The sequence below is a fragment of the Georgenia thermotolerans genome, assembly GCF_009193185.1.
GTDB classification, from domain to species: Bacteria; Actinomycetota; Actinomycetes; order Actinomycetales; family Actinomycetaceae; genus Georgenia; species Georgenia thermotolerans.
In genome coordinates this window covers 24,978-47,113 of sequence record NZ_VUKF01000026.1, presented here as the reverse complement: position 1 = coordinate 47,113, position 22,136 = coordinate 24,978, and the positions used below count along the sequence as shown (strand labels likewise).

The 22,136-nt window shown below is 75.8% G+C and carries 24 protein-coding genes and 1 pseudogene; 7 read left to right on the top strand and 18 right to left on the bottom strand.

Features of this window, described 5'->3' with window-relative positions:
- Positions 1-23: 23 nt before the first annotated feature.
- Together argF and GD970_RS13155 are read left to right on the top strand one after the other, a co-directional pair.
- Positions 24-1,049, top strand: a complete 1,026-nt coding sequence (gene argF / locus GD970_RS13160) for an ornithine carbamoyltransferase (RefSeq protein ID WP_152203369.1) — start codon at positions 24-26, stop codon at positions 1,047-1,049.
- Entirely contained in the window at positions 1,046-1,510 is a 465-nt protein-coding gene (locus tag GD970_RS13155; protein WP_152203357.1) for an SAM-dependent methyltransferase, read from the top strand. The genes argF and GD970_RS13155 overlap by 4 nt, the downstream gene beginning before the upstream one ends.
- A 94-nt stretch (positions 1,511-1,604) precedes the next feature.
- Here GD970_RS13155 and GD970_RS13150 read toward each other — a convergent pair whose 3' ends face one another.
- From GD970_RS13150 to argC, 6 genes are read right to left on the bottom strand one after another with little or no spacing between them, the layout of a single operon-like run.
- Complete coding sequence (locus GD970_RS13150; protein ID WP_152203356.1) at positions 1,605-2,885, bottom strand: argininosuccinate synthase; 1,281 nt, start codon at positions 2,883-2,885, stop codon at positions 1,605-1,607.
- 51 nt (positions 2,886-2,936) lie between these two features.
- Positions 2,937-3,467, bottom strand: a complete 531-nt coding sequence (locus tag GD970_RS13145) for an arginine repressor (protein ID WP_152203355.1) — start codon at positions 3,465-3,467, stop codon at positions 2,937-2,939.
- 29 nt (positions 3,468-3,496) lie between these two features.
- Positions 3,497-4,753: an acetylornithine transaminase gene (locus GD970_RS13140; protein ID WP_152203354.1), complete on the bottom strand. Its 1,257-nt coding sequence runs from the start codon at positions 4,751-4,753 to the stop codon at positions 3,497-3,499.
- On the bottom strand, positions 4,750-5,700 hold the full coding sequence (gene argB / locus GD970_RS13135) for an acetylglutamate kinase (RefSeq protein WP_152203353.1): 951 nt from the start codon (positions 5,698-5,700) through the stop codon (positions 4,750-4,752). Before argB ends, GD970_RS13140 begins: the two co-directional genes overlap by 4 nt.
- On the bottom strand, positions 5,697-6,860 hold the full coding sequence (gene argJ, locus GD970_RS13130; RefSeq protein WP_152203352.1) for a bifunctional glutamate N-acetyltransferase/amino-acid acetyltransferase ArgJ: 1,164 nt from the start codon (positions 6,858-6,860) through the stop codon (positions 5,697-5,699). Before argJ ends, argB begins: the two co-directional genes overlap by 4 nt.
- Positions 6,857-7,921 carry an N-acetyl-gamma-glutamyl-phosphate reductase gene (gene argC / locus GD970_RS13125; protein WP_152203351.1) on the bottom strand — a complete coding sequence of 355 codons (1,065 nt, stop codon included), beginning with the start codon at positions 7,919-7,921 and terminating at the stop codon, positions 6,857-6,859. Before argC ends, argJ begins: the two co-directional genes overlap by 4 nt.
- Positions 7,922-8,071: 150 nt before the next feature.
- On the opposite strand from argC, the gene GD970_RS13120 reads away from it, so the two are divergent.
- Positions 8,072-9,055, top strand: a complete 984-nt coding sequence (locus GD970_RS13120) for a quinone oxidoreductase family protein (RefSeq protein ID WP_152203350.1) — start codon at positions 8,072-8,074, stop codon at positions 9,053-9,055.
- Between the two features lie 169 nt (positions 9,056-9,224).
- Here the strand turns inward: GD970_RS13120 and GD970_RS13115 are convergent, their stop codons facing one another.
- The 7 genes and pseudogenes from GD970_RS13115 to GD970_RS13085 form a co-directional block, all read right to left on the bottom strand.
- On the bottom strand, positions 9,225-9,752 hold the full coding sequence (locus GD970_RS13115) for a flavodoxin domain-containing protein (RefSeq protein ID WP_152203349.1): 528 nt from the start codon (positions 9,750-9,752) through the stop codon (positions 9,225-9,227).
- A gap of 40 nt (positions 9,753-9,792) precedes the next feature.
- The gene (locus GD970_RS13110; protein ID WP_152203348.1) at positions 9,793-10,638 is read right to left on the bottom strand and encodes an SDR family NAD(P)-dependent oxidoreductase; all 846 of its coding nucleotides are present in this window, start codon (positions 10,636-10,638) and stop codon (positions 9,793-9,795) included.
- On the bottom strand, positions 10,638-13,271 hold the full coding sequence (gene pheT, locus GD970_RS13105; protein WP_152203347.1) for a phenylalanine--tRNA ligase subunit beta: 2,634 nt from the start codon (positions 13,269-13,271) through the stop codon (positions 10,638-10,640). Before pheT ends, GD970_RS13110 begins: the two co-directional genes overlap by 1 nt.
- A gap of 1 nt (position 13,272) precedes the next feature.
- Positions 13,273-14,328 carry a phenylalanine--tRNA ligase subunit alpha gene (pheS, locus tag GD970_RS13100; RefSeq protein WP_152203346.1) on the bottom strand — a complete coding sequence of 352 codons (1,056 nt, stop codon included), beginning with the start codon at positions 14,326-14,328 and terminating at the stop codon, positions 13,273-13,275.
- Positions 14,329-14,711: 383 nt separating this feature from the next.
- Positions 14,712-15,092, bottom strand: a pseudogene (locus GD970_RS13095) (VOC family protein); the annotation flags it as partial.
- Positions 15,093-15,203: 111 nt separating this feature from the next.
- Complete coding sequence (locus GD970_RS13090; RefSeq protein WP_152203344.1) at positions 15,204-15,824, bottom strand: 2'-5' RNA ligase family protein; 621 nt, start codon at positions 15,822-15,824, stop codon at positions 15,204-15,206.
- Between the two features lie 24 nt (positions 15,825-15,848).
- Positions 15,849-16,094, bottom strand: a complete 246-nt coding sequence (locus GD970_RS13085; RefSeq protein WP_152203343.1) for a hypothetical protein — start codon at positions 16,092-16,094, stop codon at positions 15,849-15,851.
- Between the two features lie 78 nt (positions 16,095-16,172).
- Between GD970_RS13085 and GD970_RS13080 the strand changes: the two genes are divergently transcribed.
- Together GD970_RS13080 and GD970_RS13075 are read left to right on the top strand one after the other, a co-directional pair.
- On the top strand, positions 16,173-16,616 hold the full coding sequence (locus GD970_RS13080; protein ID WP_152203342.1) for a CBS domain-containing protein: 444 nt from the start codon (positions 16,173-16,175) through the stop codon (positions 16,614-16,616).
- Between the two features lie 27 nt (positions 16,617-16,643).
- On the top strand, positions 16,644-17,525 hold the full coding sequence (locus GD970_RS13075; RefSeq protein WP_152203341.1) for a PfkB family carbohydrate kinase: 882 nt from the start codon (positions 16,644-16,646) through the stop codon (positions 17,523-17,525).
- Here GD970_RS13075 and GD970_RS13070 read toward each other — a convergent pair.
- From GD970_RS13070 to infC, 5 genes are all read right to left on the bottom strand, one after another.
- Positions 17,518-18,207, bottom strand: a complete 690-nt coding sequence (locus tag GD970_RS13070) for a nucleoside/nucleotide kinase family protein (RefSeq protein WP_226925337.1) — start codon at positions 18,205-18,207, stop codon at positions 17,518-17,520. The two genes, GD970_RS13075 and GD970_RS13070, sit on opposite strands and share 8 nt — an antisense overlap.
- Positions 18,200-19,141: a TrmH family RNA methyltransferase gene (locus GD970_RS13065; protein WP_152203340.1), complete on the bottom strand. Its 942-nt coding sequence runs from the start codon at positions 19,139-19,141 to the stop codon at positions 18,200-18,202. Before GD970_RS13065 ends, GD970_RS13070 begins: the two co-directional genes overlap by 8 nt.
- 35 nt (positions 19,142-19,176) lie before the next feature.
- Positions 19,177-19,557, bottom strand: coding sequence for a 50S ribosomal protein L20 (rplT, locus tag GD970_RS13060; RefSeq protein WP_152203339.1), 381 nt, complete (start codon positions 19,555-19,557; stop codon positions 19,177-19,179).
- A gap of 30 nt (positions 19,558-19,587) precedes the next feature.
- Positions 19,588-19,782 (bottom strand): 50S ribosomal protein L35, encoded by a 195-nt coding sequence (gene rpmI, locus GD970_RS13055; RefSeq protein ID WP_152203338.1) that lies wholly within the window; start codon positions 19,780-19,782, stop codon positions 19,588-19,590.
- Positions 19,783-19,870: 88 nt separating this feature from the next.
- Positions 19,871-20,485: a translation initiation factor IF-3 gene (infC, locus tag GD970_RS13050; RefSeq protein ID WP_249043211.1), complete on the bottom strand. Its 615-nt coding sequence runs from the start codon at positions 20,483-20,485 to the stop codon at positions 19,871-19,873.
- Positions 20,486-20,799: 314 nt separating this feature from the next.
- Between infC and GD970_RS13045 the strand changes: the two genes are divergently transcribed.
- Both GD970_RS13045 and GD970_RS13040 read left to right on the top strand, forming a co-directional pair.
- Positions 20,800-21,414: a hypothetical protein gene (locus GD970_RS13045; protein WP_226925336.1), complete on the top strand. Its 615-nt coding sequence runs from the start codon at positions 20,800-20,802 to the stop codon at positions 21,412-21,414.
- A complete protein-coding gene (locus tag GD970_RS13040; protein WP_226925335.1) occupies positions 21,411-22,133 on the top strand; it encodes a S1C family serine protease in 723 nt (240 codons plus the stop codon). Before GD970_RS13045 ends, GD970_RS13040 begins: the two co-directional genes overlap by 4 nt.
- Positions 22,134-22,136 lie beyond the last annotated feature (3 nt).

The window sequence follows — 22,136 nt, the reverse complement described above, 5'->3', positions numbered from 1 at the left end:
CGAGGAGAACAGGGGTAGTGAGCGTGACCAGCGACCTGCGCGGACGGAGCTTCCTCAAGGAGCTGGACTTCACCCCCGAGGAGTGGCGCGCGCTGCTCGACCTCGCCGCCGACCTCAAGGCCGCCAAGAAGGCCGGCCGGGAGGAGCGCCGCCTCGCCGGCCGCAACATCGCCCTGATCTTCGAGAAGACCTCCACCCGCACCCGCACCGCGTTCGAGGTCGCCGCCCACGACCAGGGCGCCCACGTGACCTACCTCGACCCGGCCGGCTCCCAGATCGGGCACAAGGAGTCCTTCAAGGACACCGCCCGGGTGCTGGGGCGCTTCTTCGACGGCATCGAGTACCGCGGCGCCCGCCAGGCCGACGTCGAGACCCTCGCCGCGTACGCCGGCGTGCCGGTGTTCAACGGCCTGACCGACGAGTGGCACCCCACCCAGATGCTCGCCGACCAGCTCACCATGCGCGAGCACGCCGCCGTCGACGGCCGGCCCAGGGCCGACGAGGAGATCGCCTTCGCCTACGTCGGCGACGCCCGGAACAACACCGCCCACTCGCTGCTGGTCGCCGGGGCGATGCTCGGCATGGACGTGCGCCTGGTCGCCCCGGAGGGGCTCCAGCCCGAGGCCGGCGTGGTCGCCCAGGCCCGCGAGGTGGCCGGTCGCACGGGCGCCCGGCTGACGGTCACCGACGACGTCGCCGCGGGCGTGCGGGGCGTGGACTTCGTCTACACCGACGTGTGGGTGTCGATGGGCGAGAAGAAGGAGGCCTGGGACGAGCGCATCGCCCTGCTGCGCGACTACCAGGTCAACGCCGGGCTCCTGGCGGCCACGGGCAACCCGGACGTGAAGTTCATGCACTGCCTGCCCGCCTTCCACGACCTCGGCACCACGCTCGGCCGGGAGATCTACGCCCGCACCGGCCTGGACGCCCTCGAGGTCACCGACGAGGTGTTCGAGTCGCCCGCCTCGATCGTCTTCGACCAGGCGGAGAACCGGATGCACACCATCAAGGCGGTGCTCGTGGCGACGCTGGCCGGGCCGCGACCGTGACCATCGAGCTCACGCCGGTCGGGCGGGTCCGCTCGGCGCGCGCCGAGGTCCTCGACGACGACTGGGACGCCGTCGAGGCCGCCATCGAGCTCGACGCCGCGCAGTTCGGCCCGGACGCGCTGGCGCAGATCGAGGCCTTCAGCCACCTCGAGGTGGTCTTCCTCTTCGACCGGGTCCCGGCCGGGAGGGTCGAGCGCGGTGCCCGCCGCCCCCGCGGCAACCCCGCCTGGCCGGAGGTGGGCATCTTCGCCCAGCGCGGCAAGAACCGGCCCAACCGGCTGGGGGTGACCGTCTGCGCGCTGGAGGGCGTGGACGGCCTGACGCTGCGGGTGCGGGGGCTGGACGCCGTCGACGGCACCCCGGTGCTCGACATCAAGCCGTGGATGGCCGAGTTCGGCCCGCGCGGCCCGGTGCGCCAGCCAAGCTGGGCCACCGAGCTCATGGCCGGCTACTGGGGCTGACGCCTCCACGCCGGGGGACGCCGTCGTCGTCCCGGCGCCGGGACGACGACGGCCCCGCCCCCGCGGCGCGCGGGGCGGGGCCGTGCCGGGGCGCCTACTCGGCGGAGAGGTCGCCGGTGCCGAAGTCGACGCCGTGGCCGAACTTGACGTCGCGGGCGGCGGCGAGCTTCGAGGTCATCCCGAAGATCTCGATGAAGCCCTTGGACTGGGACTGGTCGTAGGCGTCGCCGGTGTCGTAGGTGGCCAGGTTGAAGTCGTACAGGCTCTGCTCGCTGCGCCGGCCGGTGACGGTGGCCCGCCCGCCGTGCAGCACCAGGCGGATGTCGCCCGAGACGTAGCGCTGGGTGTCGTCGATGAAGGCGTCGAGGGACTTCTTCAGCGGCGAGAACCACTGGCCGTCGTAGACCAGCTCGGTCCAGCGCTGGCCGACGCCGCGCTTGAACCGGGCCTGCTCGCGCTCGAGGGTGACGTTCTCGAGCTCCTTGTGGGCGGCGATGAGCGCCATGGCGCCCGGGGCCTCGTAGACCTCGCGGGACTTGATGCCCACCAGGCGGTCCTCGACGATGTCGATGCGGCCGATGCCCTGGGCCCCGGCGCGGCGGTTGAGCTCCTGGATGGCCTGCAGCGGGGTGACCGTGTGGCCGTCGATGGCCACCGGGATCCCCTCCCGGAAGGAGATGACGACCTCGTCGGGCGCCGGCGAGTAGGTGGGGTCGTCCGTGTAGCTGAAGACGTCCTTGGTCGGGGCGTTCCAGATGTCCTCGAGGAAGCCGGTCTCGATGGCCCGGCCCCAGACGTTCTGGTCGATGGAGAAGGGGTTGTGCTTGGTCGTCTCGATCGGCAGCGCGTGGGTGTTGGCGTACTCGATGGCGACGTCGCGGGTCAGGGCGAGGTCGCGCACCGGGGCGATGCAGCGCACGTCGGGCGCGAGGGAGGTGATGCCGACCTCGAAGCGGACCTGGTCGTTGCCCTTGCCGGTGCAGCCGTGGGCCACGGTGGTGGCGCCGAACTGGCGGGCGGCGCGCACCAGGTGCTTGACGATGACCGGGCGGGAGAGCGCCGAGACCAGCGGGTAGGCGTCCATGTACAGGGCGTTGGCCCGCAGCGCCGGCATGCAGTACTCCTCGGCGAACTCGTCGCGGGCGTCGGCCACGTAGGCCTCGACCGCGCCGCAGTCCAGCGCCCGCTGGCGGACCACCTCGAGGTCCTCCCCGCCCTGGCCGACGTCGACGGCCACGGCGATGACCTCCGCGCCGGTGCGCTCGCCGATCCAGCCGATGGCGACGGAGGTGTCCAGGCCGCCGGAGTAGGCCAGGACGACGCGGTCCTTCTTCGGCACGGTGGTGGACTCGGGCTGGGTCTGGGTGGCGGTCATGGGGTCTTCTCCTGGTGGTTCGGTCCCGCGCGGCTGGTGCCCGCGGGAGTTTCAGAGGGCGGCGGGCGTGGCGCCCGCGCCTGGAGGCTGGGGCCGCCCGCGCCCGGCGAGGGCGAGCAGGCGGGTGGTCAGGGCCTGGGCGGCCGCGGCGTCGCGGGTGATGACGAGGACGGTGTCGTCCCCGGCGATGCAGCCGAGCACGCCGGGCAGGACGGAGTGGTCGATGGCGGAGGCCAGCAGCTGGGCGGCGCCGGGCGGGGTGCGCAGCACCACCTGGTTCGCGGCGGTGTCCGCGGTGACGAGCACCTCGGCGCACCAGCGCTGCAGCCGCGCCGCGATCTGCTCCTGCTCGCTGACGGGCTGGGCGGTGCCCCCCTCGAGGGGCAGGGCGTAGACCTGCTCGCCGTCGAGGCCGCGGACCTTCAGCGCGCGCAGCTCGTCCAGGTCGCGCGAGAGGGTGGCCTGGGTGGCCTGGATGCCCCGCGCGGCCAGCGCCTCGCGCAGCTCGGACTGCGAGCGCACCGGGGTGCGCTCGAGGATCTCGGCGATGACGGCGTGCCGGGCCGCCTTCGTGGCCGGCATCCGGCTGGTCGGCTCCTCCAGGCCCGCGCTCACGGCCGGGCCCCGGCGACGTCGAGGGCGGCGGGCAGGGCGTCGAGGAAGGACTGCGCCTGCGCCGTCGTGAGGACCAGCGGCGGGGCCAGGCGCACCGCGTCCTCGCGCACCGGGTTGACGATGAACCCGGCGTCGAGCAGCGCCGCGGCGACTCGCGGGGCGACCGGCTCGGTGAGCTCGATCGCGATGAGGAGCCCCTCCCCGCGCACCCCGGCGAGGCGGGCGTGGCCGAGGCCGGCGACCTTCTCGCGCAGCCAGGTGCCCAGCTCGGCCACGTGCGCGAGCAGCCCCTCGTCCTCGATGGCGCCGATGACGGCGAGCGCCGCGGCCGCGGCCACCGGGTTGCCGCCGAAGGTGGTGCCGTGCTGGCCCGGACCGAGCAGGGTCGCGGCGTGCTCGCCCAGGGCCACGGTGGCGCCGATGGGGAACCCGCCGCCCAGGCCCTTGGCGAGGGTGACGACGTCGGGCACCACCCCGCCGCCGACGTGCGGCAGGTGGTGCGCCATCCAGGTCCCGGTGCGGCCCATCCCGGACTGGACCTCGTCGAGGACGAGCAGGGCGCCGGCGGCGCTGGTGAGCGCGCGGGCCCGGGCGAGGTAGCCCGGGGGCAGCGGCCGCACGCCGGCCTCGCCCTGGATCGGCTCGAGGAACAGGGCCGCGACGTCGTCGCCCATGGCCGCCTCCAGGGCGGCGAGGTCGCCGAAGGGCACGAACTCCACCCCGCCGGGCAGCGGCTCGAACGGCTCGCGGTAGGCGGCCTTGTGGGTCAGGGCCAGCGCGCCCATGGTCCGGCCGTGGAAGGCGCCCTCCAGGGCCAGGATCCGCGGGCGGGCGGCCCCGCCGTGGCGGCGGGCCATCTTGAGCGCGGCCTCGTTGGCCTCGGTGCCGGAGTTGGCGAGGAACACCCGCGAGCCGGCGGGCGCGCCGCCGGGGGTGACCAGCGCCAGGAGCTTCTCGGCCAGGCCGACCTGGGCCGGGGTGGCGAAGAAGTTCGACACGTGCCCCAGGGTGCCCAGCTGCTCGGTCACCGCCGCGACGTAGGCCGGGTGGGCGTGGCCCAGGGCGTTGACGGCGATGCCGCCGAGCAGGTCGAGGTAGCGCCGCCCGTCGGCGTCCCACACGTAGGCGCCCTCGCCGCGCACGAGCACCCGCTGGGGGGCGCCGAAGGTGTTCATCAGCGCGGCGCCGTAGCGCTGCGCCCAGCCCGGCCCGGTCGTGGCCGCGGCGGGGGTCGTCGTCGTCGGTTCGGTCATGCCTGTCCCTCCTCGTCCGGGAGGACGAGCGTGCCCACCCCGGCATCGGTGAAGATCTCCAGCAGCATCGAGTGCTCCTGACGCCCGTCGATGACGTGCGCCTGCGGCACGCCGCCGCGCACCGCGCGCAGGCATGCCTCCATCTTCGGCACCATCCCCGACTGCAGCGCGGGCAGCAGGGCCTCGAGCTCGCCGGCGCGCAGCTGGCTGATCAGCGAGGCCCGGTCCGGCCAGGCGGCGTAGAGGCCCTCGACGTCGGTGAGCACCACGAGCTTGGTCGCGCCCAGGGCCACCGCCAGCGCCGCGGCGGCGGTGTCGGCGTTGACGTTGAGCACCTGGCCGGGCTCGCCGGCGTCGACCGCGACGGTGGAGACCACCGGGATCCGGCCGGCGGCGAGCAGGTCCTCGACCGCCTGGGGGTCGACGGCGACGACGTCGCCGACGAGGCCGACGTCGACCGGCTCGCCGTCCACGAGGGCGGGGCGCCGCTCGGCGACCAGCAGCTGGCCGTCCTCGCCGGACAGGCCCACGGCGTGGGCGTCCTCGGCGTTGAGCAGGCTGACGAGCTCGCGCTGGACCCGGCCGGTGAGCACCATGCGCACGACGTCCATGACCTCGGGGGTGGTCACCCGCAGCCCGCCGCGGAACTCCGAGACGAGCCCGAGGCGGTCGAGCAGCTGGTTGATCTGCGGGCCGCCGCCGTGGACGATGACCGGCTGCAGGCCCACCTGGTGCAGGAACAGCACGTCCTGGGCGAAGGCCCGCTTAAGCCGGTCGTCGACCATGGCGTTGCCGCCGTACTTGACCACGACGCGGGCGCCGGAGAAGCGCCGCAGCCAGGGCAGCGCCTGGATGAGGACCTCGGCCTTCTGGAAGGCGAAGAGGTCCCGCTCGGTGTCGAGGTCCTCGGAGGGGACCTGGCCCAGGGTGTTGGTCTGCTCGCTCATGTGGAGTACGCGCTGTTCTCGTGGACGTAGTCGTGCGTGAGGTCGTTGGTCCAGACGGTCGCCGCGGCGTCGCCGGCGTGCAGGTCGACGTCCACCCGCACCTCGCGGGCGACGGCCAGGTCGACCAGGGCGCGGTCCTCCCCCACCCCGCCGGCCCGGCACACCAGCACCCCGTTGATGGCCACGTCGACGGCGTCGGCGTCGAAGGGGGCGACGTCGACCGGGACGGTGCCCACCGCGGAGAGCACCCGGCCCCAGTTGGGGTCGTTGCCGAAGACCGCGGCCTTGAACAGGTTCGAGCGGGTCACCGCCCGGGCCACGGCCACCGCGGCGGCCTCGCTGGTGGCGCCGCGGACGGTGACGGCGATGTCGTGGCTGGCGCCCTCGGCGTCGGCCACCAGCGCCCGGGCGAGGGCGGCGCACGCCTCCGTCAGCGCCTCGGTGAGCTCGGCGGCGCCCACGCGCGCGCCGGAGGCGCCCGAGGCGAGCAGCACGACGGTGTCGTTGGTGGACATGCACCCGTCCGAGTCGACCCGGTCGAAGGTCACGGCGGTGGCGGCGCGCAGGGCGGCGTCGGCGTCCTCGGCGGTGACGACCGCGTCGGTGGTGAGCACGCACAGCATGGTGGCCAGGCCCGGGGCGAGCATGCCCGCCCCCTTGGCCATGCCGCCGACCCGCCAGGCCCCGCGCTCGACGAGGACCTCCTTGGGCACGGTGTCGGTGGTCATGATCGCCGTCGCCGCGGCGGGGCCGCCGTCGGGCGCGAGGGCGGCGGCCGCGGCGTCGACCCCGGCCAGCAGGGCGGGCAGGTCGAGCCGCTCGCCGATGAGGCCGGTGGAGCACACGAGGACGTCCCCGGCGGAGACGGCGAGCGCGGCGGCGACGTGCTCGGCGGTGCGGTGGGCGTCGGCGAAGCCCTCGGGGCCGGTGCAGGCGTTGGCGCCGCCGGAGTTGAGGACGACGGCGTGGGCGACGCCGTCGCCGACCGCCGCGCGCGACCACAGCACCGGGGCGGCCACGACCCGGTTGGAGGTGAAGACGCCGGCGGCGACGTGCTCGGGCCCGTCGTTGACGACGAGGGCCAGGTCGGGCCTGCCGGAGGGCTTGAGCCCGGCGGTGACGCCGGCGGCCCGGAAGCCCCGGGGGGCGGTGACGCTCACGGGGCCACCCCCACGGTGCACAGGCCCGCGGTCTCGGGCAGGCCGAGGGCGAGGTTCATGGACTGCACCGCCGCGCCGGCGGTGCCCTTGACGAGGTTGTCGATGGCGCACAGGGCGACGACCCGCCCGGCCCGCTCGTCCACCGCCACCTGGACCAGGGCGGTGTTGGCGCCGGTGACCATCGCGGTGGTCGGCCAGGTGCCCTCGGGCAGCAGGTGCACGAAGGGCTCGTCGGCGTAGTACTGCTCCCACGCGGCGCGCACGGTGGCGGGGCTGATGCCCGCCGTCAGCGGCGCCGTCACCGTGGCGAGGATGCCGCGGGAGACCGGGGCGAGGACCGGGGTGAAGGACAGCCGCACCGACCCGGCGCCGGCGGCGCGCAGGTTCTGCTCGATCTCGGGTACGTGCCGGTGGGTGCCGCCGACGGCGTAGGGCGCCAGGGAGCCGAGCGCCTCGGCGGCGAGCAGGTGGGTCTTGGCGGCCTTGCCGGCGCCGGAGTAGCCCACGGCCAGCACGGCGACGACGTCGGCGGGGTCCACCAGCCCGGTGGCGACGCCGGGCTGGAGGGCCAGGGTGACGGCGGTGACGTTGCAGCCGGGCACCGCGACGCGGCGGGCGCCGCGCAGCCGGTCGCGCTGGCGGGCGCCCTGGTCGGCGAGGATGAGCTCGGGCAGGCCGTAGGGCCAGGTGCCGGCGTGGGCGGTGCCGTAGAACCGCTCCCAGTCGCCGGCGTCGGCCAGCCGGTGGTCGGCGCCGCAGTCGAGGACCAAGGCGTCGGAGCCGGCGGCGGCGAGGGCGGCGGCGATCTCGCCGGAGCGCCCGTGCGGCAGCGCCAGGACGACGACGTCGTGGCCGGCGAGGGTGGCGGCGTCGGTGGGCTCGAACACGCGGTCGGCCAGGGGCAGCAGGTGCGGGTGCGCCTCGCCGAGGCGCTGGCCCACGTTGCTGTGCGCGGTGACCGCGCCGACCTCGATCTCGGGGTGGCCCAGCAGGAGGCGCAGCACCTCGCCGCCGGCGTAGCCGGAGGCGCCGGCCACCGCTGCAGTGAATGTCACCTGCATAACGATACAGGGTGCTGCATGACCTGCCGGTGTGCGTCTCGCCATCCGGCGCGTGGGCCTGAGCGCCGGCCGCCTGCCGCCGTGCCGTCGCGGCGCCGTGTCGTCGCGGCCACCGTGCCGCCGGTCACGGTGTTGCGGCATCCTGGGCCCATGCGCGCCATCCACGCCACCGAAGCCGGCGGCCCCGAGGTCCTGTCCGTCGTCGACGTGCCCGCGCCGGGCGCCGGGCCCGGCCAGCTGCTGGTCCGGCTCGCCGCCGCCGGGGTGAACTTCCGCGACACGTACGAGCGCTCGGGCGTGTACCCCATGTCCTTCCCGCACGTGCCGGGGGCCGAGGGCGCCGGCACCGTGACCGCCGTCGGCGAGGGGGTGACCGACTTCGCCGTCGGGGACCGGGTGGCGTGGGCCGACGCGCGCGCCTCGTACGCGGAGGAGGTGGCGGTGCCGGCCGCGGTGGCGCTGCCGGTCCCCGACGGGCTGGACCTGGAGACCGCGGCCGCGCTGCCGCTGCAGGGCATGACGGCGCACTACCTCGTCGCCTCGACGTTCCCGCTCGGCCCGGGCCAGACGGCGCTGCTGACCGCCGCGGCCGGCGGCGTCGGGCTGCTGCTCACCCAGATGGCCACCGCGCGCGGCGCCCGGGTCATCGGCCTGGTGGGCAGCCGCGAGAAGGAGGTGCTGGCGCGCGAGGCCGGCGCCGCGGAGGTGGTGCGCTACACCGAGCTCGACGACCTCACCGCCGAGCTGCCCGCGATCGTGCGCGAGATGACCGGCGGCGCCGGCGTCGACGTGGCGTACGACGGCGTGGGCCGCACCACCTTCGACGCCTCGCTGGCCTCGCTGCGCCGCCGGGGCATGCTGGTGCTCTTCGGCGGCGCCAGCGGGCAGGTGCCGCCCTTCGACCTGCAGCGGCTCAACGCCGCCGGGTCGGCGTTCGTCACCCGCCCCAAGCTCGCCGACTACACCGCCGAGCGGGAGGAGCTGCTGTGGCGCGCCCGGGAGGTGTTCGACGCGGCGGTGTCCGGGCGGCTGACGGTGCGCGTGGGCGAGCGGTTCCCGCTGGCCGAGGCCCGGCGCGCCCACGAGGCGCTCGAGGGCCGGGCCACCACGGGCAAGGTGCTCCTCGTCCCCTGACCCCCACAAGGCGCGAGACGTCAAACAGTGCGCGAGACGTCAAACACGCCGTGAGAGGTCAAGTAGTGCACGCCAGGCCCCGTGCAGAACTTGACCTCGCGCGCACTTCTTGACGTCTCACCGCATGTCGTGAGCTCTCGTGCACTTCTTGACGTCTCACCGCTGGGGGTCAGCGCAGGAGGAGCGGGCGCTCCGCGGTCGGGGCGTGGGCGAGCAGCGCGGCCGCGACCTCCCGGGCCCAGGCCCGGATCTTGTCCCACTCGCGGTAGTCGCCCTCGGCGGCGCTGCCCAACCGGGTCACCGACCGCTCCCGCAGCCCCAGCGCCCCGGGGTCCAGCCGGCCCTTGAAGGTGGCGTAGCCGGACGGCTCGATGCCGCGCACCAGCGCCGACGCGCGCGCCGGGTCGGGCACCTCTCCCCCGGCGGCGACCCCGGCCAGGCCCGAGGAGAAGACCCACACCGGCAGCCTGCGCAGGACGTCGGCGTGGCGGGCCACGAGGGCGCGCATCGGCTCCATCCACTGCGTCATGTACACGGCCGAGCCGAGCACGACCGCGTCCACGCCGGCGAAGGTGCGCACCTCCGCCGGGCTGACGCGGCGGGCCTGCAGCCCCGCGGCGCGCAACTCGGAGACGATGGCGTCGCCGATCTCGGCGGTGGCGCGGTGCTTGGACGCGACGACGACGAGGACTCTCACCCCTCCACTGTGCGGCCTCGCCCCCGGGAGAAAGGGGGACCTATGTCCTCGCGTCCGGCCAGTCGGTCACCCGCAGCCGCCGGGCGTCGCCGAGCTCGCCGAGGGAGGCCCGGAAACGCAGCGACGCCGGGGTGTCGGTCCCGGCGCGAAGGTACCGGCCGGACAGGTCGTCCAGCCCGCCGCGGGCGATGACGACGGCGAGCTCGACGACGTCGGCCACGTCCGTCCACTCGGTGCGCCCGGCGTGGGCGCGCATCGAGCGGGTCATGTCGGTGACGACGACGCCGGGGGCCAGCTCGAAGGTGCGCAGCCCGCGGGCGTGGCCGGCCTCGTGCAGGCTGCCGCCGATGCGGAACAGGGCGGTCTTGGCGACGTTGTAGGCAGTCGCGTCGGCGTTGTCGCGCGTGCCGGCCCCCGAGCTGAGGTCGATGACCCGCCCGCCGCCGCGGGCGAGCATGCCGGGCACGACGGCGCGGGCCAGCAGGAAGGGCCCGCGCACGTTCGTCTCCACGACCGACCACCACTCCTCGACGTCGGCCTCCCACAGCGGCACCTCGGTGTCGATGCGCCCGGCGTTGTTGACCAGCAGGTCGATCGAGCCCAGGTCGGCCTCGGCGGTCTCGACCGCCGAGGTGACCGCGGCGGGGTCGGTGACGTCCGCGGCCACCGCCACCGCCCGCCGGCCCAGGGCGCGGATCTCGGCCGCGGTCGCGGCCAGCCGCTCCGCGTCCCGGGCCAGCACCGCCACGTCCAGCCCGGCCCTCGCCAGGCCGACGGCCAGCGCCCGCCCGATCCCGCGGGAGGCGCCGGTGACCAGCGCGGTGCGGGCGGGCGGGACGACGGGGTCGACAGGCCCCTGCCGCCCGCCCGTCACCGGCGTGGACATCAGCTGCGCAGGACGGCGCCGACCCGCTTGCCGGCGACCTTGACGATCCGGGTGCGCACGGCGGCGGTCTCCTCCGCGGTGAGCGTGTGGTCGGCGGCGCGCAGGCGCAGCGCGAAGGCCAGGGACTTCTTGCCCGCGCCCAGCTGCTCGCCGGTGAACACGTCGAACAGGCGGACCTCCTCGGCCAGCTCCCCGGCGCCCTCGCGCACGGCGGCGAGCACGTCCGCGGCGGGCACGGCGGCGTCGACCACCAGGGCCACGTCCTCCTTGGCCAGCGGGAAGGTCGAGACGGGCGCGACCTGCAGCGGCTCCTGGGGGCTGGCCGCGAGCACGGCGTCGAGGTCGACCTCGAAGGCGACCGTGCGCGCGGGCAGCTCGAGCGCCTCGCACGCCTTGGGGTGCAGCTCGCCGGCGTGGCCGATCACCCGCCCGCCGGGCAGCACCAGCTCGGCGCAGCGCCCGGGGTGCCACGGCTCCTGGGTGCCGGCGCGCACGGTCAGGTCCACCCCGACCGTGCGGGCGACCACCCGGGCGGCCTCGACGGCGTCGGCCCAGTCGGCCGGCCGGCCCGGGCCCCACACCCCGTCGGGCACCCGCGGCCCGGCCAGCACGCCGGCGACGTGGCGCGGCTGGGCCGGGACGGCCGCGCGCAGGGCGGCGAGCTCGTCGTCCGTCGGGCGCCGGTCCACGCCCGGCGCCTCCCCGGCCACCAGCCCGTCGGGGCGGGTGACCAGGCCGATCTCGAAGACGCCCAGCTCGGCGGCGCCGCGGCTGACGTTGCGCCGGGCGGTGTCCAGCAGGGTGTCGAGCAGGGAGGTGCGCATGGCGGGGGCGTCGTCGGCCAGCGGGTTGACCAGGCGCAGCGCGCGCCGGCGGGGGTCCTCGGCGGCCAGGCCCATCTTGTCGTGGACGTCGCCGATGAACGGGTAGGACAGCACCTGGGTCAGCCCGTGCTCGGCGAGCGCGCGGGCCACGTCCCGGCGCTGGCGCTGGGCGGTGGTCAGGCCGTGCCCGGCCGGCGCGGTGGGCAGGATCGAGGGGATCTCGTCGTACCCGGCCAGGCGGGCCACCTCCTCGACCAGGTGGGCGGGCCCGACGAGGTCGGGGCGCCAGGTCGGCGGGGTGACGGCGACCGCGCCGGTGGCGTCGTCGGCGCCGTCGTCGTCGGCGGTGGTGGCCGGGTCGGCGGCCGGGGCGACGGCGCAGCCGATCTGGCGCAGCAGGTCCAGGACCTGCTCGCGGGGGTAGGCCACGCCGACCAGGCGGGTGGCCTCGGCCGGGTCGAAGACGATCGGGGCGGGCGCCGTGGTGGTGTCCAGGTCGGACACGGCCGGGTCGGCCGTGCCGCCGCCGTGCGCGACGAGCAGGTCGACCACCCGCTGGGCGGCCACGGCCTGCAAGGCGGTGTCCACCCCGCGCTCGAAGCGCTTGGCGGCCTCGGTGGGCAGCTTGTGGCGCCGGGCGGTGCGCGCGACGGAGACGGGGTCGAAGTGGGCGGCCTCGATGAGGACGTCGGTGGTGGTGGCCGAGACCTCGGTGTCCGCCCCGCCCATGACGCCGGCGAGGCCGAGCACGCGGGCGCCGCGGGCGCCGTCCGGGGAGTCGGTGATGAGGAGGTCCTCGGGGTCGAGCCGGCGCTCGACGTCGTCGAGGGTGGTCAGCCGCTCCCCGGCGGTGGCGCGGCGCACCACGATGGGGCCGGCGACCTGGGCCAGGTCGTAGGCGTGCAGCGGCTGGCCGAGGTCGAGCATGACGTAGTTCGTCACGTCCACGGCCAGGGAGATCGGCCGCATGCCGGCCTGGACGAGCCGCTCCTGCATCCACTCCGGGGACGGGGCGGCCGGGTCGATGCCGCGCACGACGCGGGTGACGAACCGGTCGCAGCCGGGCACGCGGTTGATCGGCGCGGCGTCGTCGACCTCGACGGGGAAGCCGTCCGGCGTCGGCGCCGGCACCGCCCCGCCCGGGAGGTTCTCGGGCAGGCCGGGGTCGGTGAACGCGGCGCCGGTGGCGTGGGAGTACTCCCGGGCCACGCCGCGCATGGCGAAGCAGTAGCCCCGGTCGGGGGTGACGTTGATCTCGAGGACCTCGGTGCCCAGGCCGAGCAGGCCGAGGGCGTCGGTGCCGGGCGCGGGGACGGCGTCGGCGCCGAGCATCCGCTCGAGGACGATGATCCCGGAGTGGTCCTCGCCGATGCCGAGCTCGCGGGCCGAGCAGATCATGCCGTCGGAGATGTGCCCGTAGGTCTTGCGCGAGGCGATGGGGAACGGCCCGGGCAGGACGGCGCCGGGCAGGGCGACGACGACGTGGTCGCCCTCGGCGAAGTTGTGCGCGCCGCAGATGATGCCGCGAGAGGCAGGGACCTCGGGCGCTCCCTCCTCACGCGCGGTGCCGGGGGCGTCGTTGTGCGCCCCGACGTCGACCCGGCAGTAGTTGATCGTCTTGCCGTTCTTCTGCTCCTCCTTGGCCACGGTGAGCACGCGGCCGACGACGAGCGGGCCGGTCACCTGCGGCGGGACGATGCGCTCCTCCTCCAGGCCGACCCGGACGAGGGCGGCGGCGAGGTCGGCGGCGGTGGTGCCGGCGGGCACCGCGGTGTGCTCGGCGAGCCAGGTCAGCGGGACGTACGGCATGTCAGTTGCCCCTTCCGGTGGTGCCGAACTGCTGGGAGAAACGGATGTCGCCCTCGACCATGTCGTGCATGTCGGCGATGCCGTGGCGCAGCATGAGGGTGCGCTCGACGCCCATGCCGAAGGCGAAGCCGGAGTAGACCTCGGGGTCGATGCCGGCGGCGATGAGGACGTTGGGGTTGACCATCCCGCACCCGCCCCACTCGATCCAGCCGGGCCCGCCCTTCTTCTGGGGGAACCACAGGTCCATCTCGGCGCTGGGCTCGGTGAAGGGGAAGAAGCTCGGGCGCAGCCGGGTGCGCGCCTCGGGCCCGAACATCGCCCGGGCGAAGTGGTCCAGGGTGCCCTTGAGGTGCGCCATGGTCAGGCCCTTGTCGACGGCGAGCCCCTCGACCTGGTGGAACACCGGGGTGTGGGTGGCGTCGAGGGCGTCGGTGCGGAAGACCTTGCCGGGGCAGGCGATGTAGATCGGCACGTCGCGGGTGAGCATGGTGCGCGCCTGCACCGGGGAGGTGTGGGTGCGCAGCACCAGGTGCGGCTCGCCCTCGACGTAGAAGGTGTCCTGCATCTGCCGGGCGGGGTGGTCGGGGCCGAAGTTCAGGGCGTCGAAGTTGAACCACTCGTGCTCGACCTCGGGGCCCTCGGCAATCTCCCAGCCCATGGCCACGAAGAAGTCGGAGATGTCCTCCATGAGGGTCTCCAGCGGGTGGCGGGCGCCGCGCGGCTCACGGTCGGTGGGCAGGGTGACGTCGACGGTCTCGGTGCGCAGCACCTCGGCGTCGCGCTCGGCCTCGAGCTCGCCCTGCCGGGCGGCGATCGCCTTGGTCAGGCGCCCGCGGGCCCGGCCCACGAGCTTGCCGGCGGCGGCCTTGTCCTGCGGGGCCAGGGCGCCGATGGCGCGGTTGGCCAGCGCCAGGGGGCTGCGGTCGCCGGTGTGGGCGAGGCGGGCCTCCTTGAGGGCGTCGAGGGAGGAGGCGGCGGCGACGGCGGCGAGGCCGGCCTCGAGCGCGGCGCTCACCGCCTGCTCGTCCAGCGGGGAGATCACGGCGGAGTCAGACATGCATACCTTCCGGGCGGGTCGGGGCCGGCAGGGCGGCACGCCAGAGGAGGGGCCGCGCGCTGCCAGCGGGTCAGTCTAGTAACAGCGCCCGCCCGGGCAGGTCTCAGCGCACGTCGACCGGGCCCTGGGCGGGCCCGGTAAATCGCCGGGAGGCGGCGGTCACGGCGCGGAGCACGCCGTCATCGTCTCACACCGCTCCCGGCCGGTCGCCTCCCGGTGCAGCCGGTCGGCTCACCCGTTCACCCGGTCGGCTCGCTCGTGGTCGGGCCGCCCTCCTGCTGCCCGCCGCCCTGGGCGGCGTCGAGCTCCTCTGCCGGCGTCAGCCGCTGCCCGCCCTCCGTCGTGCCGGCCGCGCCCTCGGTCGCCCCCCCGGCCGCCCCCGCCTGGGCGGTCTGCCACAGCCCGACGATGTTGCCCTCGGGGTCGCGGAAGTAGGCGGCGAAGCCCATGTCGCCCACCGGCTGCCGGCCGAGGACGGTCTGGCCGCCCAGCGCCGCGATCGTCTCGAGGGCGGCGTCGATGTCCTCGACGTCGACGGTGACCACGGGCGAGGTGATCTCGCCCTGGCGCTGCATCATGCCGCCGCCGATGTAGCCCGGCTCGGTGGGCATCCCGCCACCCTCCGGCACGGGACCGGTGGAGACCATGTGGTAGCTGAGCTCGGGCAGGTCCTGGATCTGCCAGCCGAACGCCTCCCGGTAGAAGCGCCGGGCGCGCCCGGCGTCGTCGAACGGGATCTCGAAGTGCACCACGCGTCCAGACATGACCTCTCCTCGCGTCGGGGCGCCGGGGCGTCGGCCGGCCCGGCGGCGCGGGCCGCGGCGGGCCCGGGCGCGCCAGCGTAGGGCAACCCCGGTTGGGCGCGGAAGAGCCCGTCACCCGCCGCCGAGGCGGAAGCGGTCGACCACCTCGTACAGCGGGCCGCCGCTGCGCCCGGCGCCCGGCCGGGAGGAGACGAGGTCGACGTCGGTGGCCGTCCACGGCGGGCCCGCGTACACCGAGAGCGCGTGCGCCCGGCCCGCCAGCTCGTCGGCCTCCGGACGGCGCGCGCTGAGCCGGGCCAGGGTCACGTGGGCGCGGTGCCGGTCGCGCCGCTCGACGCGGGCGAAGCGCTCCCCGACGTCCTCGCACGCGGACATGAGCGTGACCAGCCCGTCCGCCTCGCCCCGGCTGGGACCGGGCTGGGCCGCGCCGTCCGCGCGCTGCTGCTGCACCCCGATCCACAGGGTGCGCCGGGAGAAGACACCGGCGCCGCGCAGCTGCAGCCGCAGCGGGGCGAACCCGGCCAGCGCCTGGGCGAGCTCGCCGCGCAGGGCGGGCACCGCCCCCTCGGGCACCTCGCCGTAGAAGGCCAGGGTGATGTGCCGCTGCTCGATCGGCACCCAGCGCAGCGGGTGCGGGCCGGCGCGCTCGTCCTCGCCGAGGAGCGCGCCGGTGGCGAGGTCCAGGTGACGCTGGACGTCGTCCGGCAGGGCGAGCGCGACGAAGAGCCTCATCGCCTCATCGTGGCACCGCGCCGCTCAGGAGACCCGGGGCTGGGCGGGGTCGGCGACGTCGGCGAGGTGGGCCAGGGCCCCGGCGAGGGCGGCGACGAGCTCGCCGGCCTCGTCCGCCCGCAGCCGCACGGTGGCGACGCACTCGTCCGCGCGCCACACGCTGAGCACGACCATCCCGGCGTCGTCGTGGGTGCTCACGCGCACCCCGCGGCCGCCGCCCCGTGGATCCGCGATCCACCGGGAGTGCGACGCGAGCGGGACGACGCGCATGGCCGGATGATCCTCCCCGGATCGGCCGCCGTCAACGGCTGGTAGTGACGTACCTCACCTTCGGCGGTACAGTTCGGCATGCGCATCTCAGACGTTCTCCGTCGCAAGGGCGCGACCGTGACGACCATCCCCGGCGACGCCACCGTCTCCGAGGTCATCGAGCTGCTGGTGACCCAGCGCATCGGCGCCGTCGTGGTGTCCGACGACGGCGCCCGGGTGGACGGGATCGTCAGCGAGCGCGACATCGTCGCGCGCCTGCACGCCGGCGGGACGGCGCCGGGCGAGGTCCGCGTCCGGGACATCATGAGCGCCGACGTGGTCACCTGCGGCCTGGAGGACGACCTCGAGTCCCTCGCCCGGACGATGACCGACCGGCGGGTGCGGCACCTGCCGGTGGTGGCCGAGGGGCGCCTGGCCGGCATCGTGAGCATCGGTGACGTCGTCAAGCAGCGGCTCGACGAGCTGCAGGACGAGCGCGACGAGCTGTTCAAGTACGTCCAGCAGGGCCGCCCGGCGACCTGACCGCCGCGCCCGTGCCACGATCGGCCCATGGCCGGAGTCGTGTGCTGCGGGTTGACCACCCTGGACGTCACCCAGGTCGTCGACCGCCTGCCCGCCGCGGACGAGAAGCTGGTCGCGCGCTCCCTCGCGGTCGAGGTGGGCGGCCCCGCGGCGAACGCCGCCCGCACCGCCGCCGCCCTCGGCGCGGACGTCATCCTCGTCACGGCGCTCGGCCCAGGACCGGTCGCCGACCTCGTGCGCGCCCAGCTCGCCGCCGCCGGCGTGCGCGTGGTCGACGTCGCCGCCGACGCGGCGGGGCCGGCGCTGTCGACCGTGCTGGTCACCGCCGGCACCGGCGAGCGGGCGGTGGTCTCGACCAACGCCGTCGGGCGCCCCACCTCACCGCCCCCGCCGGCGGTGCTGGACGGCGCGGGCGCGCTGCTCGTCGACGGCCACCTCCTGCCCGCCCAGGTGGCGCTGGCCCGCGAGGCCCGCGCGCGCGGCGTCGCCGTCCTGCTCGACGGCGGCTCGTGGAAGCCGGGGCTGGAGGAGCTGCTGGGCCACGTCGACCTCGCCGTGGTCTCGGCGGACCTCGCCGTGCCCGCGCCGGTGGCCGGCGGGGCCGGCGCGCCGGCGGGCACGACCGGCGTGCCGGCGGCGGTGGCCGCGCTCGGGCCGGTCATGGTCGCCCAGACCCACGGGGCGGGGCCGGTGGCGGTGCTGGAGAAGGGCCGCCGCTACGCCCTGGAGGTGCCGGCGGTGCCGCCCGGGGAGGTCGTCGACACCCTCGGCGCGGGGGACGTCCTGCACGGGGCGGTCGCGTTCCACCTGGCCGCCGGGGCGTCGTGGCGCAACGCGCTCGCGCGGGGCACCCGGGTGGCGAGCCGCTCGGTGCGCTTCGCCGGCGCGCTGGGCTGGGCGGTCAGCTGACGCCGGTGTGCCAGCGCACGACGACGTCGGCGCGCTCGCGGGTGGTGGCGATGAGCCGGGCGTTGCGCTCGTCCGAGCCCTCGGCGAACGCCCGGGCGTCCTCGGGGCTGCGGCCGTGGGCGACGTGGCGGGCGAGCAGGCGCGCGCGCCGGTCGCCGTCGTCGGCCTCGACGTACCAGGTCTCGTCGAGCAGCTCCCGCAGCCGGCGCCACGGCTCCTCGTCGAGCAGGAGGTAGTTGCCCTCGGTGAGCACCACCGGGGTGGTGGCGGCGACGGGCACGGCGCTGCCGATGGCGTTCTCCAGGTGCCGGTCGAACAACGGGGCGTACACCGTCGCCGAGTCGGGCCGCTGCACCCGGATGCGGCGCACCAGCGCCACGTACCCCTCGGCGTCGAAGGTGTCCGGCGCGCCCTTGCGCTGGGCGCGGCCGAGACGCTCGAGCTCCGCCTGGGCGAGGTGGAAGCCGTCCATCCCGACGACGGCGCAGCCCGTGCCGCCCGCGCGCAGGGCGGCGGCGAGCAGGTCGGCGACGGTGGACTTCCCCGCGCCCGGGGCGCCGACGAGGCCGACCAGCGCCCGGCCCCCGCGGGCCAGCCCCCCGCGCTCGCGCACCGCGTCGAGGCGCGCGCGCAGTGCCGCGAGGTCGTGCGGGGCGGCCTCGAGCACGACCGGCTCAGCCACGCCCGTCCCCGCGGCGCTGGGCGCGGGCCGAGGCGTACAGGCACAGGGTCGCGGCGGTGGCGAGGTTGAGCGACTCGGCCTGGCCGTGGATGGGCACGCGCACGACGGCGTCGCAGGCGTCCCGCTCGGCCGGGGCGAGGCCGTGGGCCTCGTTGCCGAACACCCACACGGACGGGGCGGCCAGGTCCGGGGCGAGCAGGTCCGTGGCGGGCAGGGCGTCGTCCCAGGTGGTGAGGGCGCCGATGGCGGCGGAGTGGGCGCGGTCCTGCAGCTCGTCGAGGTCCCACTCCCCCGCGGCGTCGGCGGCGAGGACGGTGGGGGGCGCGCCGGCGGCGGCGCCGCGCTCGCGCAGCTCGGCGAGGGTGGCGTCCAGCGAGGCACCGGTGACCACGGGCAGGTGGAACAGCGACCCGGCGGTGGAGCGCACGACCTTGGGGTTGAGGGCCTCCACGCTGCCCGCGGTGAGGACGACGGCGTCGGCGCCGGCGGCGTCGGCGGCGCGGATGACGGTGCCGGCGTTGCCGGGGTCGGCCACCCCGGTCAGGACGGCGACGAGACGGGGCCCGGCGCCGTCGGCGGCGGCGAGGTCCGCGAGGGTGGCGGAAGTGGTGGCGCCGGCGGCCTCGAGGACGGCCAGGACGCCCTGGGCGTCCTCGCTCATCGCGGCCAGGACGTCGGCGGTGGCGGTGTGCAGGTGCAGCCGGGCGGCGCGGGCGGCGGCGACGATCTCGGGGTACCGCTCGGCCGCGGCCGCGGTGAGGTAGACGTCGCGCACCTGGCGCGCGGCGTGGACGACGGCCTCGCGCACGCCCTGGGGGCCCTCGACGAGGAACTGCCCGTGCCGCCGACGCGCCGAGCGCCTGGACAGCCCGGCGGCCCGTCGCACCCGCTCGGCGCGGGGGTTGGTCAGCTGGGCGTCCAGGCGCTCGGTCATGGGCGTTCCGCCGCGAGGGCGGACGTGGGGTCGGCTCAGGCGGCCGGGGCGTTGACGTCCGCGGGCAGCGCCTCGCGGGCGGTGGCGACGAGCGCGGCGAACGCGGCGCTGTCGGACACGGCCAGCTCGGCGAGCATGCGGCGGTCCACCTCGACACCCGCGGCGTGCAGCCCCTGGATGAAGCGGTTGTAGGTCATGCCCTCCGCGCGCACCGCGGCGTTGATGCGCTGGATCCACAGGCGACGGAAGTCGCCCTTGCGGGCCCGGCGGTCGCGGTAGGAGTAGGTCATCGAGTGGGTGACCTGCTCCTTCGCCTTGCGGTACAGGCGCGAGCGCTGGCCGCGGTAGCCGCTGGCGCGCTCGAGGGTCGTGCGGCGCTTCTTCTGGGCGTTGACCGCCCGCTTGACGCGTGCCACGTCAGTCTCCTTCTAGGTGTGGGGGCGGCGTTACTTGCCGAGCAGCTTCTTGATCTTCTTGGTGTCGGCCGGGGCGACGACCTGGTCCTGCGACAGGCGGCGGGTCCGCCGGCTCGACTTGTGCTCGAGCAGGTGGCGCTTGTTGGCCTGCTCGCGCATCAGCTTGCCGCTGCCGGTCGTCCGGAAGCGCTTCTTCGCACCGGAGTGCGTCTTCATCTTCGGCATGTTCGTCCCTCGGTTGCTGCGCCGGCGGCACAGATCTGTCCTGCCCCGGGCCGGCGGGCGCCGGGGCGTCTTGCAGGTATGCGGTGCGCTAGGAGGCGGTGGGCTCGGCCGGCGCCGCGCCGCCGGCCGCGTCGGCCGGAGCCGCCTCGGCGGGGGCTGCGTCGGCCGGGGCCGTGCCCTTCTTCTCCGCGCGCTCGGCCTCGCGCTTGCGGCGCTGCTCGTGCTTGGCCTCGGCCTTCTTCTTGTGCGGGCCGATGACCATGGTCATGTTGCGGCCGTCGAGGCGCGGGGCCGACTCCACCGAGCCGAGCTCGGCGACGTCGTCCGCCAGGCGCTGCAGCAGCCGCATGCCCATCTCGGGGCGGGACTGCTCGCGGCCCCGGAACATGATCATGACCTTGACCTTGTCGCCGCCCTTGAGGAACCGCACGACGTGGCCCTTCTTGGTCTCGTAGTCGTGCGGGTCGATCTTCAGGCGGAAGCGGATCTCCTTGAGAACCGTGTTCGCCTGGTTGCGGCGGGCGTCGCGTGCCTTCATGGCCGACTCGTACTTGAACTTGCCGTAGTCCATGAGCTTCGCGACCGGCGGGTGCGCGTCGGGCGCGACCTCGACCAGGTCGAGGTCGGCCTCCTGCGCCAGGCGCAGGGCGTCCTCGACCCGGACCACGCCGACCTGCTCGCCGGCGGGGCCGACGAGACGCACCTCGGGAACGCGGATCCGATCGTTGATGCGGGGCTCGCTGATGCTGTGCTCCTTCTGCCTCGTTCGTGCCCTCGACCCGCAGGGACGAAGAAGGCCTCCGCCGTGCGGTGCACGCGGAGGCCTCGAGGTCGGCGCCGGACGCCCCAGGGGGTGCCTGCGCGCGAGGGGTCCAAGTCCCCTCGCTGACCTGACCCGGCCTCTGCCCGCCTTTCGGACGGTCGAGACCTAGGTGGGAGAATCTCCACTTGCACACCCGGGCCGACCCGCGCATGGCGCGGCCGACCCCGGTTGGTCGATCTGGAACACTACCACGCATGCAGCCTGACGACGACGGGAGCGGGGCGCCCACCGGCGAGAGCCCGACCACACTGCTGGCCCCTGCGGAGCCGGCCCCCGCGGTACCGGCCCCCGCGGCCCCGGCCCGTCCGCGGCGCCGGTGGCCCACGGTGCTGCTCGCCGTCGTCCTCGTGGTCACGCTCGCGGCGGGAGCCTACCTCGCCGTCCTCGCCCGGGCGTGGTCGGCGCGGGCCGACGAGCTCGACGCCACCGCCGCCGACCTCGGCCGCCAGCTGGCGCAGACCCAGGCCGACCTCGACCAGCGCACCAGCGAGCTCGGCACCGTCCAGACCCAGCTGCAGACCGCCCAGGACCGCCTGGTCGAGCTCGCCGACGAGAAGGCCCAGACCGGCGACGACCGGGAGGCCCAGCGCCAGCTCGCCGCGTACCAGGCGCGGGTGTCCGAGGCGGCCGGGGCGGTGGCCTCCGCCCTGCAGGAGTGCGTGCGCGGCCAGGAGCAGCTCATCGGCTACCTCAAGGACCAGGAGCGGTACGACCCGGCGTCCCTGGCCGGCTTCGAGGGCGACGTCACCAGCCTGTGCGACCAGGCCGAGACCGCCAACGCCGACCTGCAGCGCGAGCTGGACCGGTGAGCCGGCGCGCCGCGCTCGGGCTCGCCGCCGTCGCCGCCATGTCGCTGGCCGGCTGCGGGGCCCTGCCCCCGATGCCCGGGCCCCTGCCCGACTACGTCCCCGAGGCGCCCGCCCCGCAGGTGGCCGCGTCGGGCTCGCTGACCCCCGACGGCGTCGCCGCGGCCGAGCGGATGGCGGTGCGGGTGCGCAACGTCGGCTGCGGATCCCTCTCGGTCGGCTCCGGCTTCGCCCTGGACGAGCACACGGTGGTGACCAACCGGCACGTCGTCGCCGACTCGGCCGAGCTGCAGGTGTCCACCTACGACGGGCGCGACGTCGACGTCGTCACCGTCAGCTCCACGCCGGTGGCCGACCTCGCCCTGGTGCGCACCGCCGAGCCGCTGCCCCAGGTGCCCGGCCTCGCCGAGGGCGACCCGGCCGTCGGCACGCCGGTGACGGTGGTGGGCTACCCCAGCGGCGGGGCGCTGACGACGTCGGCCGGGGAGGTGCTCGGCACCGTGGCGGACCCGCTGGGCACCGGGATGGACGAGGTGATCGTCACGAGCGCGGCGGTGGTCGGCGGCAGCTCGGGCAGCGCCGCGCTGGACGCCGACGGCCGGGTGGTCGGCGTCGTCTACGCCGGCGACGACCGGGGGCAGAGCTACCTCGTCCCGCTCAGCCTGCTCCAGACGCTGCTGGCGGACACCTCGGCGTTCGAGCCGCTGACGTCGTGCCGGTGAGGA

Bases quoted from the DNA above. Each gene is read 5' to 3' on its own strand.
- GD970_RS13150 (WP_152203356.1), bottom strand. From the start codon at position 2,885: ATGACCGCCACCCAGACCCAGCCCGAGTCCACCACCGTGCCGAAGAAG.
- GD970_RS13145 (WP_152203355.1), bottom strand. From the start codon at position 3,467: ATGCCGGCCACGAAGGCGGCCCGGCACGCCGTCATCGCCGAGATCCTC.
- GD970_RS13140 (WP_152203354.1), bottom strand. From the start codon at position 4,753: ATGACCGAACCGACGACGACGACCCCCGCCGCGGCCACGACCGGGCCG.
- argB (WP_152203353.1), bottom strand. From the start codon at position 5,700: ATGAGCGAGCAGACCAACACCCTGGGCCAGGTCCCCTCCGAGGACCTC.
- argC (WP_152203351.1), bottom strand. From the start codon at position 7,921: ATGCAGGTGACATTCACTGCAGCGGTGGCCGGCGCCTCCGGCTACGCC.
- GD970_RS13120 (WP_152203350.1), top strand. From the start codon at position 8,072: ATGCGCGCCATCCACGCCACCGAAGCCGGCGGCCCCGAGGTCCTGTCC.
- GD970_RS13110 (WP_152203348.1), bottom strand. From the start codon at position 10,638: ATGTCCACGCCGGTGACGGGCGGGCGGCAGGGGCCTGTCGACCCCGTC.
- pheT (WP_152203347.1), bottom strand. From the start codon at position 13,271: ATGCCGTACGTCCCGCTGACCTGGCTCGCCGAGCACACCGCGGTGCCC.
- pheS (WP_152203346.1), bottom strand. From the start codon at position 14,328: ATGTCTGACTCCGCCGTGATCTCCCCGCTGGACGAGCAGGCGGTGAGC.
- GD970_RS13090 (WP_152203344.1), bottom strand. From the start codon at position 15,824: ATGAGGCTCTTCGTCGCGCTCGCCCTGCCGGACGACGTCCAGCGTCAC.
- GD970_RS13085 (WP_152203343.1), bottom strand. From the start codon at position 16,094: ATGCGCGTCGTCCCGCTCGCGTCGCACTCCCGGTGGATCGCGGATCCA.
- GD970_RS13080 (WP_152203342.1), top strand. From the start codon at position 16,173: ATGCGCATCTCAGACGTTCTCCGTCGCAAGGGCGCGACCGTGACGACC.
- GD970_RS13075 (WP_152203341.1), top strand. From the start codon at position 16,644: ATGGCCGGAGTCGTGTGCTGCGGGTTGACCACCCTGGACGTCACCCAG.
- GD970_RS13065 (WP_152203340.1), bottom strand. From the start codon at position 19,141: ATGACCGAGCGCCTGGACGCCCAGCTGACCAACCCCCGCGCCGAGCGG.
- rpmI (WP_152203338.1), bottom strand. From the start codon at position 19,782: ATGCCGAAGATGAAGACGCACTCCGGTGCGAAGAAGCGCTTCCGGACG.
- GD970_RS13045 (WP_226925336.1), top strand. From the start codon at position 20,800: ATGCAGCCTGACGACGACGGGAGCGGGGCGCCCACCGGCGAGAGCCCG.